Source organism: Vibrio navarrensis (genome assembly GCF_000764325.1).
Lineage (GTDB): Bacteria > Pseudomonadota > Gammaproteobacteria > Enterobacterales > Vibrionaceae > Vibrio > Vibrio navarrensis.
Genome location: NZ_JMCG01000002.1, coordinates 1031977 through 1046892 on the forward strand (window position 1 = coordinate 1031977; position 14916 = coordinate 1046892).

The following is a 14916-nucleotide window of genomic DNA, read 5'->3' on the forward strand; positions in this document are numbered from 1 at the left end:
CTCAGAAGGTGAGCAGCTTACCGGCTTGTTGAAGTTTAGTTTGCAACTGCGGCTGATCGATTTGATGGGCTTCGATAACCAAATCCGCGTGCGCGACCCCCCGCTCTATTAGTGACTGGGTACAAACGTAGACTTGCTCGATATCATAAAGGTCAAACAGTTTCAGCATCGGTGCATAGTCTTTGCTGAGAATGCCCGCAGGCTGCTGCCCTTGTAAGAGCTGATAGACCCCATCTCCCATGAAAATCACGCTAATCTCTTCACAGTAGGCAGAGGCGGCCAGAAGCGCATCAATGCCTTCTCGGCCAGAGGCACTGCCATGCGGCGCAGAACGAAACACGTAGGTTAACTGACTCAAAACTGCACCACCCTATCTTGCACTAACATGGCTTCAGCGAGGCTGCCAAGCCCTGCCTGAGTAAAACCCTCAGCTAAATTATGCTGTGCTAAAGCGTGCTGCTGAGCTTCTTCATCTCCGATCACACCACGACGAAGCGCCGCCGCGACACAAGTCTCCAGCCGCACTTTGTGCTGTGTAGCAAGCTTTTGCCATGCTTTAACCAAATCAAATTCGTCATTCGCTGGCACAGTCAAGCCACTGCCGTTGCTGACACCCTCTTGGTAGAAAAAAACACTCACTAAGGTGTGGCCTTGTTCAATCAGCGCGTTCGCAAACTGATAGGCACTGCGCGCCGACTGAGTACCATAAACCGGCCCAGTCACGACGAGGGTGTACGTCAAAGCGCTCACTTCTCATCATCCTCAGTCTTGCGTTGACGAATGTAGAGGTAGACCGTGTGTTTGGAGATATTGAGGCGATCCGCCACTCGATTGATGGCGTCTTTGATATCAAAAATGCCTTTATCAAACAGCTCCATGACGATTTGGCGATTTTTGGTGTTATTGGAGACCGACTTGTCTGCGTTAATCTCTTCGATGGTCCGTTCTACGGTTTGATCCACCAGCTCTTCGACATCACTGGCAAAGTTGACCGATGACGCCGCTTGCTTGGCTTCTTCGGTTGGCATGAACGATTGCAGCACCTGAGAAAATGGCGCATCAAGGTTAACGTTGATACACAATAGGCCAATAACGCGATTTTCCCCATTGCGAATCGCGATGGTGATCGATTTCATCAGCACGCCGCCTTTGGCACGCGTGAAATAGGAACGGGAAAAATTGCGCTCCGAACCCTCGATGTCCCTTAGCATTTTCAGTGCTAAATCGGTAATGGGTGAACCTACCTGACGCCCGGTATTCTCACCATTAGCAATTTTAATCGCCGACGTGTTGAGATCTTCAAGTGAGTGCAGAACGATCTCACAAAAAGGGCCGATCAAACTGGCGATGCCGTCAACGACCGCCTCATAAGATCGCAAAATGATTTTATCGTGCTCGGTAAATGGTTTCACGTGAACGGATTCCATCTCGAGCAACATGTCCGCAGTTAATGTTTCTGTAGTTGTCACTGTTGTAGCCTTCGAGCGAAAAATCAACAAATTGCTGTAAGTTTATCAGAAATTTTGAACAGAACACCTAGCAAACTCTCGAACTAGTGACTTAGAACAAAAAAGGGCCCGAAAAAATTCAGGCCCTTATCGATGATAAAGCGCGATAAATTACTGCGCAGCGTCACCATTTTCAATCTTCAGCAGTTCCACTTCAAACACCAGCGTTGAGTTTGCTGGGATGCTTGGTGTGTCTTGCGTGCCGTAAGCCAGCTCAGGCGGGATAACAAACTTGAACTTAGAACCTACAGGCATCAGTTGTACCCCTTCAGTCCAACCTGGGATAACACGGTTTAGCGGGAAGGTGGCTGGCTCACCGCGATCGTAAGAGCTATCGAACTGCTCGCCGTTGGTGAGTGTGCCTTTGTAGTGCACTTGCACTGTGTCAGTGTCTTTCGGCTTCTCGCCCTCTGCTGGTGTCAGCACTTGGTAAAGCAGACCAGATTCGGTCTTAACCACGCCTTCTTGTTTCTCAAACTCAGCACGGAACTCGTCACCCGCTTTTTTCGCTGCGTCCGCTTTTTCCGCTGCTTTCTTCTGCATGGTCTCTGCAACACGCTTATCAAGCGCTTCTAGTGCAGCACGTGTGTCGGCTTCGTTCAGCTCTGGGTTACCCGCAAAGACGTGTTCGATCCCTTTAAGAACCAACTCTTTGTTGAGTGTAATGCCAATTTCGCTTGGCTTGTCTAAGCTGGCGCTTAGGTAGTTTGCAAAAGAGACACCGATGGCGTAAGCCGCTTTGTCATCTTCTGAATTAAATTGAACCGCTTTACCAGTTTCAGCTTGCACTTGCTCAACTTTTGGCGCAGCGTCTGGTTTTGCTTCTTCTTTCTGACAGCCTACCGCCAGCATAACTGTCGCTGCAAGCAGTGACACTTTTAAAACTGATTTCATTAAACTCTCCAGTTAATGGGTTAAACCATTGGTTAATGTGCACAAATCTCGTAACAGATTGGTGAAGTCCATCGTTATACCAATATACTAGTGATATGTCTTGGGACACAAACCGGAATATTAGATGTGATGCAAAGAATTTTTCATTCCTCACTACTGTTGATTGTCATCACCGTGTTAAATGGCTGTTTTTTTTCCAAGCAGGATGTACAACGCTGGGAAATAGAACCGCAAGGTGCCGCCAGCTTTGCACTGAGCCGTGACGGGCGTTTTGCTCTGCTTTATTCAACTTCTCGCCAACTGGTACTTTGGGATCTACTTGAAAACAAAGAGCTCTCTCAGTTAGGCGCACAAGACCCACAAGCCAACGTGGTCTCTAATATTCGCATTTCAGACAACGGTCGTTTCGCCATTACCGCGACACAAATGAACTTTGCGGTTTGGGATTTAGGGTGGACTCAGGCTCAAGGCCTTTGGTCTATCTCTGATGGCATTATTCGCGACGTCGATATCAGCAGCAATGGCGAGCAAGTGTTGCTTGGTTTGTCTAACGGCAAAGCCATTTACGTCAACTTAGTCAGCGGCAGGCGCATGGAGTTCCTCGCTCATCAAGAAAAAGTCAATTCGGTCGCCCTTTCCGCCAATGGGCGTTTTGCTTTAACGGGTGGTAATGACTATAAGGCTTATTTGTGGGACACCGAAACTGGGCTGATTTTGCGCACCTTTGATCATCAAGAACGAGTGGTTCGGGTGGCTTTGCAGCGTGATGGTCAATTAGCCTTTACCTCGGATGGGGGCAATCAGGCGGTGGTTTGGGATTTAAGCCGTGGTGAGCAAGTAGCACGATTAAAAAGCTGGGCACGACAGCTGATTTTCTCCACCGCGCGTTTTTCCGACGATGGCCGCTGGCTACTGACAGGCACGCCATCCGGGCAGGTGTCACTGTGGAACACTACCAGTGGTAAAAAGAAGGAAAGTTATGAGGTCGAGCCGCTAAAAGATGCTCGTCCACCACGTGCGGTAGTGTATGATGCCGCTTTTGATACTAAACGCAGGGTGATCACGGCGACATCCGCGGGCATTGCACAAGCTTGGACACTAGAGAATTAACATGACAGACAGAACCGTTGCGCAGTTGGAAACTCGGCTTAATGACCTAGAATGCCAGCTTGCTTTTCAGGAACAAACCATTGAAGAGCTCAATGATGCTTTGGCACAACAGCAGTTATTGCTCACCAAAATGCAGCATCAGATGAAGTATATGGTCGGCAAGATGAAAAATATGGAGACGTCGAACATGGCCGAACCGGCCAAAGAGCCGCCGCCGCCGCACTATTGAGAAAGAGAAAGAGCCTCACATTTTGCAGGCTCTTTAGCTTAACGTTATTCGTCGGCGTAAATTTTCACACTCAGGTTGCCCGCAACATCTATTGAGGCGCGATACATGCCAGAACTATTGATGGCAAAGTGAATCTCACCATGTGCGTCCAGCGCGATTAACCCACCTTCACCACCCATATTTTTCAGTTCGCCTTGAATGATGTGTTCACAAGCCGTATGCACATCTTCTTTTAAATAACGCATACGCGCTGCCACATCTTCGGCCACGCGTTTACGAATAAAAAACTCCCCCACTCCCGTGGTCGATACCGCGACGACGCCATTTTCTGCCACCGTGCCACAGCCGATCAGCGCCGAATCACCCACTCGACCATATTTTTTGTTGGTCACACCACCAGTACTGGTTGCGGCAGCAAGGTTTCCCTGTGCGTCCAGCGCCACGGCTCCGACTGTGCCGTGCTTTTTATCATCGGGATATTTGGCTTCGGAAAGGGCAAACAAACCTTTTTCGCGCATCGACAGCAGTTGCTCGTAACGGCGATCGGTAAAAAAGTAATCTTGCTCGGTATAGACGTGCCCCTGTTCAAAAGCGAATTTCTCCGCACCCTCACCGATTAGCAGCACATGTGGGCTGTTTCGCAACACATCACGCGCCAGTTCAATCGGATTTTTGATGTGACGCACTCCAGCGACTGCGCCAGCTTGCAAATCACGCCCATGCATCAGTGAGGCGTCCATTTCAACCATCTCATTGTTGGTCAACACCGAGCCTTTTCCCGCATTGAAATGCGGTGAATCTTCCATCACTTTGACCGCGGCAACCACCGCGTCCAGCGCATCGGCCCCTTCTTGCAACAGCGCGTAACCTGCCTGCACGGCGCGCTGCAGATCGCTCAAGATCGCGCGCTTCAACTGTGCGCTCATTTGCGTACGTAAAATGGTGCCAGCGCCACCATGAATGGCGATTGAAATCGGTTTGTTCATGTTCTCAACTCAACAATTAACAAGGGACGGAGTATCTCAGCGCAGAAAAACAAAAAGCGCAAGTTGATTGCCCTACTTGCGCTTTTTGTCGATTTAACATCTCAAGCCGATCGCTTGAGGATGCCCAATACGATTAGTGAGAGCCGCAGCCACCGCCACCGCAGCAGCCATCTTTTTCACCGTGGTGGTGATGGCCATGGCCTTCGCCGCCACAACAGCCGCCTTCATGATCGTGGTCGTGATCATGACCACCACAGCTGCCACCATCTTGGTGGATATGACCGTGCTCGATCTCTTCTGCCGTTGCTTCACGCACCGCAATCACTTCAACATCAAAGGTCAGTGTTTGACCTGCAAGCATGTGGTTACCATCCACCACCACTTCATCGCCATCGACTTCGGTCACTTCAACAGGGATTGGACCTTGGTCAGTATCGGCAAGGAAACGCATACCAACTTCGATTTGCTCAACACCTTGGAATACTTCTGCAGGAACGCGTTGAACCAGTGCATCACTGTGCTCACCGTATGCGTCTTCTGGTGCAACGGTCACGGTGAATTTATCACCCGCCACTTTACCTTCTAGCTCGTTTTCTAGGCCAGTGATCAGGTTGTTGTGACCATGCAGGTAATCCAGTGGCGCATCAGCCGTTGACTGGTCAACGACGATACCATCTTCCAGCTTAACCTGATATGCAAGGCTAACAACGACGTTCTTTTCAATTTTCATAACTACTCCAGAGAGGTCAATTTGCCTGACGAATAAATGGGCCAGGACGAAAGATCAATCCCGCTATTATGGAGATCAAATGGAGAAACACAATTATTCCGGCTTAAAAATGCCGATCATTTCCTGATCCGCGTGTTTATTTTTTTCTACAGATTTGGGCATACGTTGCTCTTTAAAATCGCATTCCACGCATTCGACCAACTCTATGTTGTTCTCTGTCCACCACATTAAAGTGTCTTGCTGCTGGCAGGATGGGCAACTTGCCCCGGCAATAAAGCGTTTTTTACTTTTCATTTGGTTCACTACTTTTCTTCCCAGAAATTGCGGGATTGGCGATCGTTTTCCATCTCCCGGGCAAAAATCTCTTCCAGCTCTTTACGCGCTTCTTTGGAACGTTGAGCCAGCTTTTTATCTTCATTATGCTGCGGCAATAACTCTTTGAGCATCGCGTTATCCAATTTACGGAAATGTGCTTCAGCACGCTTGGCTTGATAGGGATGCATTCCCAGTTCCACTAAGGTTTGCCGCCCTAGGTCCAAGGCACCGAGAAATGTTTCCCGCGAATAGGTATGAATACCGTACCCGAGCAGTGATACGCTTCAACTCGGCTACGGGCGCGCGCCATTAATTTGAGATGAGGAAAGTGCTGACGGCACAACTCCACAATATTCATCACTTGATCCGGCGAGTCGGTACAGATCACCAGCGCTTCTGCTTTTTCAGCCCCCGCGGCGCGCAGAAGGTCGAGCTGGGTGGCATCACCGTAAAACACCTTGTAGCCGTACTTGCGTAACAATTTGATTTGGCTGGCATCACTTTCCAGCACGGTGATTTTAATTTTATTGGCATAAAGAAGGCGGCCAATAATCTGTCCAAAACGGCCAAAACCCGCAATGATCACACGCGGCTCAGTATCAACCACATCTGACGAGAGCGCTTCACTGTCCTGATTCAAGGTTCTTGTATACCAGCCATTTTGCAATGAAAGCAGCAGCGGCGTCGTGACCATCGATAAGCTCACCACCACCAGCAAAAATGCCACTTCGTTGTGGTTGAGCAGCCCCTCTTTGCTGGCAGCGGTAAAAATCACAAACGCAAATTCCCCGCCCTGACTGAGGATCGCTGCCATTTTGCTGCGCGCTTTCGCCCGCATGCCAACTAAACGCCCAAGCAGATAAAGCAGAGCGCCTTTCACCGCAACCAAACCGAGCACCGCCAAAAGGATCTCCAGCGGAAACGCCACCAGTAGTCCCAAATTCACCGCCATGCCAACCGCGATAAAAAACAGCCCAAGCAGCAGACCTTTGAAAGGCTCAATGGCAATTTCCAGCTCATGGCGGTACTCACTTTCGGCCAGCAGCACGCCGGCTAAAAAGGTGCCCAGCGCCATAGAGAGCCCGAGTTGCTGCATCAACATTGCAATCCCTAGCACCACCAACAGCGCGGTGACAGTAAACAGCTCACGCCCACCCGTCATCACCACATAGCGAAACAACGGGCGCAGCAGAAAATGACCACCAACGAGCAACGCGCCAACTCCCGCCAAGGTCGCAACCGCGCTCAGCCCATCGCCGCTCATACCGCCGCCCGAGAGCAAAGGCAACAGCGCCAACATCGGGATAACCGCAATATCTTGAAAGAGCAGTACCGCGAATCCCGACTGCCCGGTTTCGGTGCGGGCCAAGCCCTGCTCTTCCAGCACTTTTAAGGCAATTGCCGTTGAGGAGAGCGCCAATCCCATGCCAATAACCAACGCTGACGTCCAAGCCAGATCAAACATGCTGACGACGCTGGCAATCACTAAAGTGGTGACCAGCACTTGAGCACCGCCAAGCCCGAATCGGCACGCGCATCTGCCACAGTTTTTTCGGGTTGAGTTCTAGGCCAATTAAAAACAGTAAAAGCACCACACCCAGCTCGGCAAAGTGCAAAATGGCGTCAACGTCGCTGATAACCCCCAGCCCCCAAGGACCAATCGCAACGCCCGCTAGCAAATAACCGAGCACTGAGCCCAAGCCAAAACGCTGCGCACGCGGCACAGCCACCACCGCCGCAGAGAGAAAGATCACACTGGTTTGCAGAAAATCACTGGTCAGCGCCATGCACACCTCCTAACGGATTGAGCAACCACTGGCGGTAATGCTCAGCGTGTTGATAGCGCTCGACATCGGAGACGTTTCTTGCCCAATAAAGCACCAGCGGTTCAAGCCAATGCATTTGGCACAAAGCGGCCGTCAGCTCAAATGGCTGTAAGATTTCCTCCAGCGGATACTTATTGTACCCCTTAGCACTGAACGCCTCTTTCTTGCCACCTGTGGTAATGACACTGCGCCAATACTTGCCTTCAAGGGCGTTACCACTACCAAACGCAAATCCTTTATTCATAACGCGGTCAAGCCACTCTTTGAGCAGCGCCGGGCAGGAATACATGTACATTGGGTGGTGGAAGACGATCACCTCGTGTTCGCGCAGCAGCTGCTGTTCTTGGCTCACATCAATAAAGAAATCGGGATAAAGGCCGTACAAATCGCGTATGGTCACGTGCGGCAGAGCGGCGATTTTTTTCAGCATCACTTGGTTAGCCACCGAATTTTGCGGCTCGGGATGGGCATAAAGCACCAGAACTTTTGGCAGGCTGGCTGAGGCAATTTTTTTCTTTGACATTCCGCGAACCTTCCCTGAGCGTAAACGATGATAGAAAAACAAAGTGTTATCTTGATGTTAATCATCATACTCAAATTTGCATAATGATCGACATTTATCCTCATTCCTCCTACTATTCGCAGCGATAAACGCACAGACTATTCGGCATCAACTGAGCTAAGCGATATGATTACCTTTTCCGACATTCAACTGCTCCGCGGCGGTTTCCCGCTTCTGGATCAAACTTCTGCAACCATTCATCCGGGAGACAAAATTGGTCTGGTCGGCAAGAACGGCTGCGGTAAATCGACCCTGTTTGCTCTGATTAAAGATGAGCTTTCTACCGACGCTGGCTCGTTTAGCAAACCAGCGCACTGGGAACTGGCTTGGGTTGCACAGGAAACTCCAGCCCTTGAGCGCAGCGCAATTGAATATGTGATTGATGGCGATCGCGAATATCGCGACTTGGAAGCGCAACTCGCCGCCGCAGAAGCAGCCGATAACGGCACCTTAGTCGCAGAGATCCACGGTAAAATAGAAACCATCGGCGGCTACAGTATTCGCGCACGCGCGTCAGAGTTGCTGGACGGCCTCGGCTTTAGCCAAGAGCAGATGAGCTGGAACCTAACCCAATTTTCTGGTGGTTGGCGAATGCGTTTGAACTTGGCCCAAGCGCTATTGTGTCGCTCCGACTTGCTGCTACTGGACGAACCCACCAACCACTTGGATCTCGATGCGGTGATGTGGCTGGAGCGCTGGCTGCAATCTTACCCAGGCACCCTGATGCTGATCTCGCACGACCGCGACTTCCTTGATCCGATCGTCAATCGCATCATTCATATCGAAAACCAGAAGCTCAACGAATACACCGGCAATTACTCTTCGTTTGAAAACCAACGCGCGCAAAAGCTGATCTTGCAGCAATCGATGTTTGAAAAACAGCAAAAGCAGATGACGCACATGCAAAGCTACATTGACCGCTTCCGCTATAAAGCCTCCAAAGCGCGTCAAGCACAGAGCCGGATTAAAGCGCTGGAGCGACTGGAAAAGGTGCTTCCCGCTCAGTTTGATAACCCGTTCAGCTTTGAATTTCGCGAGCCCGCAGCGCTACCAAATCCAATCATGATGATGGATGAAGTTTCCGCCGGTTACGGTGACAAACTGATTTTGCAGCAAATCCGCCTGAACTTGGTTCCTGGCAGCCGCATTGGTTTGCTTGGGCGTAACGGCGCAGGTAAATCGACCTTAATCAAACTGCTCTCGGGCGAGCTCAAAGCACAAGGTGGCGACTTGACTTTCTCTCAAGGGGTCAAAATTGGCTATTTTGCGCAGCATCAGCTAGAAACGTTGCACCCAGAAGAGACGCCACTGCAACACATGATGCAAATAGCGCCCGACAAAACCGAACAGGAACTGCGTAACTATCTGGGCAGTTTTGGTTTTCATGGCGACAAAGCACTGGAAAAAGTGGCTCCCTTCTCGGGCGGCGAGAAAGCACGCTTGGTGCTGGCGCTGATTGTGTGGCAAAAGCCCAACCTGCTGCTACTCGATGAACCGACTAACCACCTTGATCTCGACATGCGTCAGGCGTTGACGCTCGCCTTGCAAACCTTCGAAGGGGCGATGGTGATTGTGTCGCACGATCGCTACCTACTGCGCGCCACGACCGATGATCTCTATCTGGTGCACGACCGTCAAGTAGCTCCCTTTGATGGCGATCTCAACGATTACTACAAATGGCTGACAGAGCAACAGAAAGCCGAACGCAAAGAAGCGCAAGCCGAGCTGCCAGCCAAAGATGGCAACAACAGCGCGGCGGCGAAAAAAGAGCAGAAACGGCGCGAAGCGGATTTTCGTAAACTCACTGCGCCAATTCGCAAAACGCTGACACAGCTTGAAGCGAAGATGGATAAGCTCGGGCAAGCACTGGACGAGGCTGAACAGCAATTGTCAGATAACACACTGTATGATGGCGAAAACAAAGCTAAACTTACTCAAGTACTGGCCATTCAGGCGCAAAACAAAAGTGCACTGGAAGAGGTCGAAATGGAATGGATGGCCCAGCAGGAAGTGCTAGAGCAGATGGAACAGGAGTTCAACAGTCAATGAGCAATCAACACGCCCCACTTTTACTTACGCTTGAGCGGCTGTGGCAATTCAGCCTGCAATACTATGGCGTGAAAGAGGTAAAAGCGGCGTGTTTGAGTTTGCAAAATCAGTTTAACGGCAACGTTAACCTGTTGCTGTTGTTTAAATGGCTGGATGAGCAACAGCTCAGTTTCGATGAAGAGGAGTGGCACAAGTTGCAAAGCTGCTTAGGCCGCTCCGAAACGCTGCTGCATACCTATCGTGAATTACGTCGTCAGTGCAAACAGCACCTGCCTGATACTCTCTATCGCGAAGCGTTGCAGTTCGAGCTGCAATTGGAAAAACAGCAACAAGCCGATCTGGTCGAGTGCATTAACACACTGGCTCTGCACCCCAATCACACCGAGCCACTCACCCAGATCTACTGCCGTCATTTAGGCGCGGCTCACCTCTATGCGGCATTTAAACCGCCCTCTGCCCCGTTGGCGAAATCCAGTTAGTTTCTGTGATCCCGAGCCCGAGTTATCGAGCTCGCCTCTGCCAGAACATTGACCCGCCTAAACAATCGGGCCTTAATAAAGTTGGCTCAACGTTGAGAAAAAGAGAGCGACACACGCAGCTGACATCACAACGCGTATGGCGAGCCAGCAACAGAACCATGAGTGAAAAGTATGACTCAATTTACTGCCGCAAGAGGGATCAAAAATCCTCACCTGCAAACCTTACTGCCCCGCTTTATCCGCAAAAAAGCGCTGTTTGAGCCCATTTGGCAAACGCTGGACACCCCAGATGGCGACTTTCTTGATCTCGCGTGGAGTGAAGACCCTAACGGTGAAAGCGCGCGTAAAAAGCCACTTTTCGTGCTGTTTCACGGCCTGGAGGGCAGCTTTTTTAGCCCCTATGCAAATGGCCTGATGAACGCCTTTGCCAACGCTGGCTGGCTATCCGTGATGATGCACTTTCGCGGTTGCAGCGGTAAGCCTAATCGCCTCGCGCGTGCGTATCACTCAGGGGAAACCGAAGACGCGCGCTATTTTTTACAGCACCTTCAGCGTCATTTTCCGCAGAATCGCAAAGTGGCACTTGGCATCTCACTTGGTGGCAACATGCTGGCCAACTACCTTGCCACTTATCAAGATGATCCTCTGGTGGACGCCGCCACCATCGTTTCCGCGCCACTGGATCTTTCGGCTTGCTCAGAGCGTATCGAGCAAGGCTTTTCTCGCGTCTATCGCCGTTACTTGCTCTCGTCACTGAAAAAGAACGCGCTACAAAAGCATCATCTGCTATCAAATGCGTTGGCGATATCGCCACATTCGATCAAAAAACTCACTCGCTTATATCAGTTTGACGATCTGATCACCGCGCCGCTGCACGGGTTTAAAAACGCGCTCGATTACTACCAGCAGTGTTCGGGGTTGCACAAATTACGCGAAATCCGCATTCCTACACAGATCATTCACGCCAAAGACGACCCGTTTATGACCGATGCAGTGATCCCCAAATTTGTCTTGCCCGACAACATTGACTATCGCCTGTTTGATCACGGCGGCCATGTCGGCTTTTTAACCGGCAGCGCGCTGCATCCCCGCTTTTGGCTGGAAGAAGCCTTGCCGAGCTACTATGAAAGCTTAGCGGTTTCGGCATAATAGCGCGGCATTTTCTTATTGAGCATAAAGTAAAGAGGTATTTATGATCATTCCTTGGCAAGAGATCAGTGCCGATGCGCTGAGCAATTTGATCCGCGAATTCGTTCTGCGTGAAGGCACCGACTATGGCGAAAACGAAGTCTCGTTAGAGCAAAAAATCGAGCAAGTAAAAACCCAGCTCAAGCAAGGTGAAGCGGTGATCGTTTTCTCGGAACTGCATGAAACCGTTGATATTCAGCTTAAGCAAAAATTTTAGTTGGCCGAGATTTTTACCGCACCTTATCCCATGACAAGCACGTTTAACGTGTTATAGTGGCCAAACGATTGCACATGCCGGAAGCCACATTCCGGCCCGACAGGTAAGTACTACAACGACAGGGTTTGTCATGTCAGCAAAGCATCCAATCATCGCTGTCACTGGTTCATCCGGTGCCGGCACGACGACAACGTCAGAAGCATTTCGCAAAATGTTCAATATGATGTCCATCAAGCCAGCTTGGATTGAAGGGGACAGTTTTCACCGTTTCACTCGCCCAGAGATGGACGTTGAGATCCGTAAAGCACGCGAGCAAGGTCGACACATCAGCTACTTTGGGCCGCAAGCCAACGATTTTCCTGCGCTGTCGGAGTTTTTCCGTCAGTACGGCAAATCGGGCACAGGCGAAGTGCGCCGTTATCTGCACACCTTTGACGAAGCCGTGCCTTACAACCAAATGCCCGGTACCTTTACACCGTGGCAAAAGCTGCCCGACAACACCGACGTGCTTTTCTATGAAGGTCTGCACGGTGGAGTAGTTGATGGTGAAGTCAACGTTGCGCAGCACGTGGACTTTTTGATCGGCATGGTGCCGATCGTCAACTTGGAATGGATCCAAAAATACGTGCGCGATACACGTGATCGCGGTCATTCGCGCGAAGCGGTAATGGATTCGATTGTGCGTTCAATGGACGACTATCTCAACTACATCACCCCGCAATTTTCACGCACTCACATTAACTTTCAGCGCGTGCCGACGGTGGATACGTCCAACCCACTCAATGCCAAAGGCATCCCGAGTTTAGATGAGAGTTTTGTGGTGATTCACCTGCGCGGGATCAAGAACGTCGACTTCCCTTATCTATTAGCGATGATCGACGGCTCCTTTATGTCGCGACACAATACCTTAGTGGTGCCAGGCGGCAAAATGAGCTTCGCTATGGAACTGATTGTACAGCCCATCCTGCAACAACTGATTGAAACAGGTAAAATTGGCTAAAATTTGAGGCTGGTTCACGCTTACTTTTCATACCGTGATCATGTGCACAATTTTGCGTAGAAAATCCCATTCTCGACACGATTAAAATCAAGAAATCGTTTTCGAAAAAGGATACTATTTCAAACCGAAACACAAGATAGCTTGCAGCATCAATCAAGAGCTCTTATTCTAGCAAGTCAATAACAAGGCTTGGCTAAAGTATGGATAGCGGCAAGCGTACCCTGCAGAGGAAGTGAGATATTATGGTTCTAGGTAAACCTCAAACCGACCCAACACTAGAGTGGTTTCTTTCACACTGTCACATTCATAAGTACCCATCAAAAAGCACGCTGATCCACGCGGGCGAAAAAGCAGAAACTTTGTACTACATCGTAAAAGGTTCTGTTGCTGTGCTTATCAAAGATGAAGAAGGTAAAGAAATGATTCTTTCTTACCTGAACCAAGGTGACTTTATCGGTGAGCTAGGCTTGTTTGAAGAAGGCCAAGAGCGTACTGCTTGGGTTCGTGCAAAATCTCCTTGTGAAGTGGCTGAAATTTCATTCAAGAAATTCCGTCAGTTAATCCAAGTCAACCCAGACATTCTTATGCGCTTGTCGGCGCAGATGGCAAGTCGCCTACAAGTGACCAGCCAGAAAGTCGGAGACTTGGCGTTCTTGGACGTGACTGGCCGTATCGCTCAGACACTGCTGAACCTAGCAAAACAGCCTGATGCGATGACGCACCCAGATGGCATGCAGATCAAGATCACTCGTCAAGAGATTGGTCAGATTGTTGGTTGTTCACGTGAAACCGTTGGCCGCATTCTGAAAATGCTGGAAGAGCAGAACCTGATCTCTGCGCACGGCAAAACCATTGTTGTTTACGGGACTCGTTAATTTCACGCCAGAAATCGACGTTCAAATTGCAAAAAGCCACCCTGGGTGGCTTTTTTTGTTCTCGCGATACGTCTTAACCGTTGGTGCTTTCAAAGATCTTGTCTGCCGACGCGGCCACAAAACCCGGGTATAGATCGCCGTTTTCCATTGGGTAGCGTTTGGCAAACTCGTAAAAACCACCGGGAATGATTTCACTGCCTTCAATAAACTGCACCGCCACTTTGTCCGCCATCGTGGAAGATTGCTCCAGCAGCACTTCCGGCGTGCCCTTCACTTCCCCGCCAATTTCATTGATGGTAAAGCCCGCTTGACGTAAGTGATCGTTCACACCTTTCACCGAGTCAAATGCTTTGAGCTGATTGACGCTGACCGTAAAGTGGTTCGCGCCGTAACCATGCGCCGCCAACCAAGAGGCGTATTCACTCTCTTTTGCCAGCGTTTGATAGTCCGCAAAGCTCAACTCCCACAAGCGACCAGCGTAAAGGAACTCGTAGCCTTGCAATTGGCTCGCATCCACTTGGGCAACCAGCTTTTTCACAATCGCTTGCAACGCCTCTGAGCATTCATCGATTTTCAGCGCACTGATAAAGACTTTAGGCTGAGTCGGATCAGGATGCTCAAAATGTTTGGCCACTAGTTTTTTGCTTTCAAACAGATAGTCGCCACACGCTTTGTAGCCTAATTCGATAAACGGCTTCGCCAGCGTTTCAATGCCCAGCGGCTCAACGTTAAACGTTCGTAGCGCAATATGGTCGTTGATCAGGGCTTCATCTTCTTGCAATAGTTGATGCACTTTTGCCGCGGAAGGACACAGGCGTTGAATATAGTCGTTCCATAGCGATTCAAATAACACAGCTGGCGTCATAACGCCTCCTTGTTGTATCAGTTCACATTATCAGAGTATTGGGAGTGGACTGCGGCGGTGAGTGCAGAAATCACCGCCGCAAT

The 14916-nt window shown here is 50.1% G+C and carries 17 protein-coding genes and 1 pseudogene; 8 read left to right on the top strand and 10 right to left on the bottom strand.

Annotation, left to right across the window (positions count from 1 at the left end):
* Nucleotide 1 precedes the first annotated feature (1 nt).
* The 4 genes from tusC to fkpA form a co-directional block, all read right to left on the bottom strand.
* A complete protein-coding gene (tusC, locus tag EA26_RS19185; protein WP_039431146.1) occupies nt 2-358 on the bottom strand; it encodes a sulfurtransferase complex subunit TusC in 357 nt (118 codons plus the stop codon).
* Complete coding sequence (gene tusD / locus EA26_RS19190) at nt 355-750, bottom strand: sulfurtransferase complex subunit TusD (protein WP_039431147.1); 396 nt, start codon at nt 748-750, stop codon at nt 355-357. The genes tusC and tusD overlap by 4 nt, the downstream gene beginning before the upstream one ends.
* The gene (locus EA26_RS19195; protein WP_039431150.1) at nt 747-1469 is read right to left on the bottom strand and encodes a helix-turn-helix transcriptional regulator; all 723 of its coding nucleotides are present in this window, start codon (nt 1467-1469) and stop codon (nt 747-749) included. The genes tusD and EA26_RS19195 overlap by 4 nt, the downstream gene beginning before the upstream one ends.
* 150 nt (nt 1470-1619) lie before the next feature.
* Nucleotides 1620-2402 carry an FKBP-type peptidyl-prolyl cis-trans isomerase gene (gene fkpA / locus EA26_RS19200; protein WP_039431153.1) on the bottom strand — a complete coding sequence of 261 codons (783 nt, stop codon included), beginning with the start codon at nt 2400-2402 and terminating at the stop codon, nt 1620-1622.
* A 129-nt stretch (nt 2403-2531) separates the two neighbouring features.
* Here fkpA and EA26_RS19205 point away from each other — a divergent pair, with 129 nt between their 5' ends.
* Together EA26_RS19205 and EA26_RS19210 are read left to right on the top strand one after the other, a co-directional pair.
* Nucleotides 2532-3512, top strand: coding sequence for a WD40 repeat domain-containing protein (locus tag EA26_RS19205; RefSeq protein WP_039431155.1), 981 nt, complete (start codon nt 2532-2534; stop codon nt 3510-3512).
* A gap of 1 nt (nt 3513) precedes the next feature.
* The gene (locus EA26_RS19210) at nt 3514-3741 is read left to right on the top strand and encodes a SlyX family protein (RefSeq protein ID WP_039431157.1); all 228 of its coding nucleotides are present in this window, start codon (nt 3514-3516) and stop codon (nt 3739-3741) included.
* A gap of 44 nt (nt 3742-3785) precedes the next feature.
* On the opposite strand, the gene EA26_RS19215 is transcribed toward EA26_RS19210, so the two are convergent.
* The 5 genes and pseudogenes from EA26_RS19215 to kefG form a co-directional block, all read right to left on the bottom strand.
* Nucleotides 3786-4727 carry an isoaspartyl peptidase/L-asparaginase family protein gene (locus tag EA26_RS19215; RefSeq protein ID WP_039431161.1) on the bottom strand — a complete coding sequence of 314 codons (942 nt, stop codon included), beginning with the start codon at nt 4725-4727 and terminating at the stop codon, nt 3786-3788.
* Nucleotides 4728-4860: 133 nt separating this feature from the next.
* A complete protein-coding gene (gene slyD, locus EA26_RS19220; protein WP_039431164.1) occupies nt 4861-5457 on the bottom strand; it encodes a peptidylprolyl isomerase in 597 nt (198 codons plus the stop codon).
* 93 nt (nt 5458-5550) lie between these two features.
* Complete coding sequence (locus EA26_RS19225; RefSeq protein ID WP_039431707.1) at nt 5551-5751, bottom strand: YheV family putative zinc ribbon protein; 201 nt, start codon at nt 5749-5751, stop codon at nt 5551-5553.
* Nucleotides 5752-5759: 8 nt separating this feature from the next.
* Nucleotides 5760-7559: pseudogene (kefB, locus tag EA26_RS19230) on the bottom strand (glutathione-regulated potassium-efflux system protein KefB).
* Nucleotides 7543-8121, bottom strand: coding sequence for a glutathione-regulated potassium-efflux system ancillary protein KefG (gene kefG / locus EA26_RS19235; protein ID WP_039431167.1), 579 nt, complete (start codon nt 8119-8121; stop codon nt 7543-7545). The pseudogene kefB and the gene kefG overlap by 17 nt, the downstream one beginning before the upstream one ends.
* Nucleotides 8122-8286: 165 nt before the next feature.
* Between kefG and EA26_RS19240 the strand changes: the two genes are divergently transcribed.
* The 6 genes from EA26_RS19240 (at nt 8287) to crp (ending at nt 13968) form a co-directional block, all read left to right on the top strand.
* Nucleotides 8287-10209 (top strand): ABC transporter ATP-binding protein, encoded by a 1923-nt coding sequence (locus tag EA26_RS19240; RefSeq protein ID WP_039431170.1) that lies wholly within the window; start codon nt 8287-8289, stop codon nt 10207-10209.
* Complete coding sequence (locus EA26_RS19245) at nt 10206-10688, top strand: TIGR02444 family protein (RefSeq protein WP_039431172.1); 483 nt, start codon at nt 10206-10208, stop codon at nt 10686-10688. The genes EA26_RS19240 and EA26_RS19245 overlap by 4 nt, the downstream gene beginning before the upstream one ends.
* Before the next feature lie 171 nt (nt 10689-10859).
* The gene (locus EA26_RS19250) at nt 10860-11837 is read left to right on the top strand and encodes a hydrolase (RefSeq protein ID WP_039431174.1); all 978 of its coding nucleotides are present in this window, start codon (nt 10860-10862) and stop codon (nt 11835-11837) included.
* Between the two features lie 43 nt (nt 11838-11880).
* Nucleotides 11881-12093: a YheU family protein gene (locus EA26_RS19255; protein WP_039431176.1), complete on the top strand. Its 213-nt coding sequence runs from the start codon at nt 11881-11883 to the stop codon at nt 12091-12093.
* 130 nt (nt 12094-12223) lie between these two features.
* Complete coding sequence (locus EA26_RS19260) at nt 12224-13093, top strand: phosphoribulokinase (protein ID WP_039431178.1); 870 nt, start codon at nt 12224-12226, stop codon at nt 13091-13093.
* A 242-nt stretch (nt 13094-13335) separates the two neighbouring features.
* Entirely contained in the window at nt 13336-13968 is a 633-nt protein-coding gene (crp, locus tag EA26_RS19265) for a cAMP-activated global transcriptional regulator CRP (protein ID WP_011079297.1), read from the top strand.
* Nucleotides 13969-14041: 73 nt separating this feature from the next.
* On the opposite strand, the gene EA26_RS19270 is transcribed toward crp, so the two are convergent.
* Nucleotides 14042-14833 (bottom strand): DUF1338 domain-containing protein, encoded by a 792-nt coding sequence (locus EA26_RS19270; protein WP_039431181.1) that lies wholly within the window; start codon nt 14831-14833, stop codon nt 14042-14044.
* Nucleotides 14834-14916: the final 83 nt, after the last annotated feature.

Coding starts and splice junctions, on each gene's coding strand:
- EA26_RS19215 (WP_039431161.1), bottom strand. CDS start 4,727: ATGAACAAACCGATTTCAATCGCCATTCATGGTGGCGCTGGCACCATT.
- EA26_RS19205 (WP_039431155.1), top strand. CDS start 2,532: ATGCAAAGAATTTTTCATTCCTCACTACTGTTGATTGTCATCACCGTG.
- slyD (WP_039431164.1), bottom strand. CDS start 5,457: ATGAAAATTGAAAAGAACGTCGTTGTTAGCCTTGCATATCAGGTTAAG.
- EA26_RS19255 (WP_039431176.1), top strand. CDS start 11,881: ATGATCATTCCTTGGCAAGAGATCAGTGCCGATGCGCTGAGCAATTTG.
- fkpA (WP_039431153.1), bottom strand. CDS start 2,402: ATGAAATCAGTTTTAAAAGTGTCACTGCTTGCAGCGACAGTTATGCTG.
- EA26_RS19250 (WP_039431174.1), top strand. CDS start 10,860: ATGACTCAATTTACTGCCGCAAGAGGGATCAAAAATCCTCACCTGCAA.
- EA26_RS19260 (WP_039431178.1), top strand. CDS start 12,224: ATGTCAGCAAAGCATCCAATCATCGCTGTCACTGGTTCATCCGGTGCC.
- EA26_RS19245 (WP_039431172.1), top strand. CDS start 10,206: ATGAGCAATCAACACGCCCCACTTTTACTTACGCTTGAGCGGCTGTGG.
- EA26_RS19225 (WP_039431707.1), bottom strand. CDS start 5,751: ATGAAAAGTAAAAAACGCTTTATTGCCGGGGCAAGTTGCCCATCCTGC.
- EA26_RS19270 (WP_039431181.1), bottom strand. CDS start 14,833: ATGACGCCAGCTGTGTTATTTGAATCGCTATGGAACGACTATATTCAA.
- crp (WP_011079297.1), top strand. CDS start 13,336: ATGGTTCTAGGTAAACCTCAAACCGACCCAACACTAGAGTGGTTTCTT.
- EA26_RS19240 (WP_039431170.1), top strand. CDS start 8,287: ATGATTACCTTTTCCGACATTCAACTGCTCCGCGGCGGTTTCCCGCTT.
- kefG (WP_039431167.1), bottom strand. CDS start 8,121: ATGTCAAAGAAAAAAATTGCCTCAGCCAGCCTGCCAAAAGTTCTGGTG.
- EA26_RS19210 (WP_039431157.1), top strand. CDS start 3,514: ATGACAGACAGAACCGTTGCGCAGTTGGAAACTCGGCTTAATGACCTA.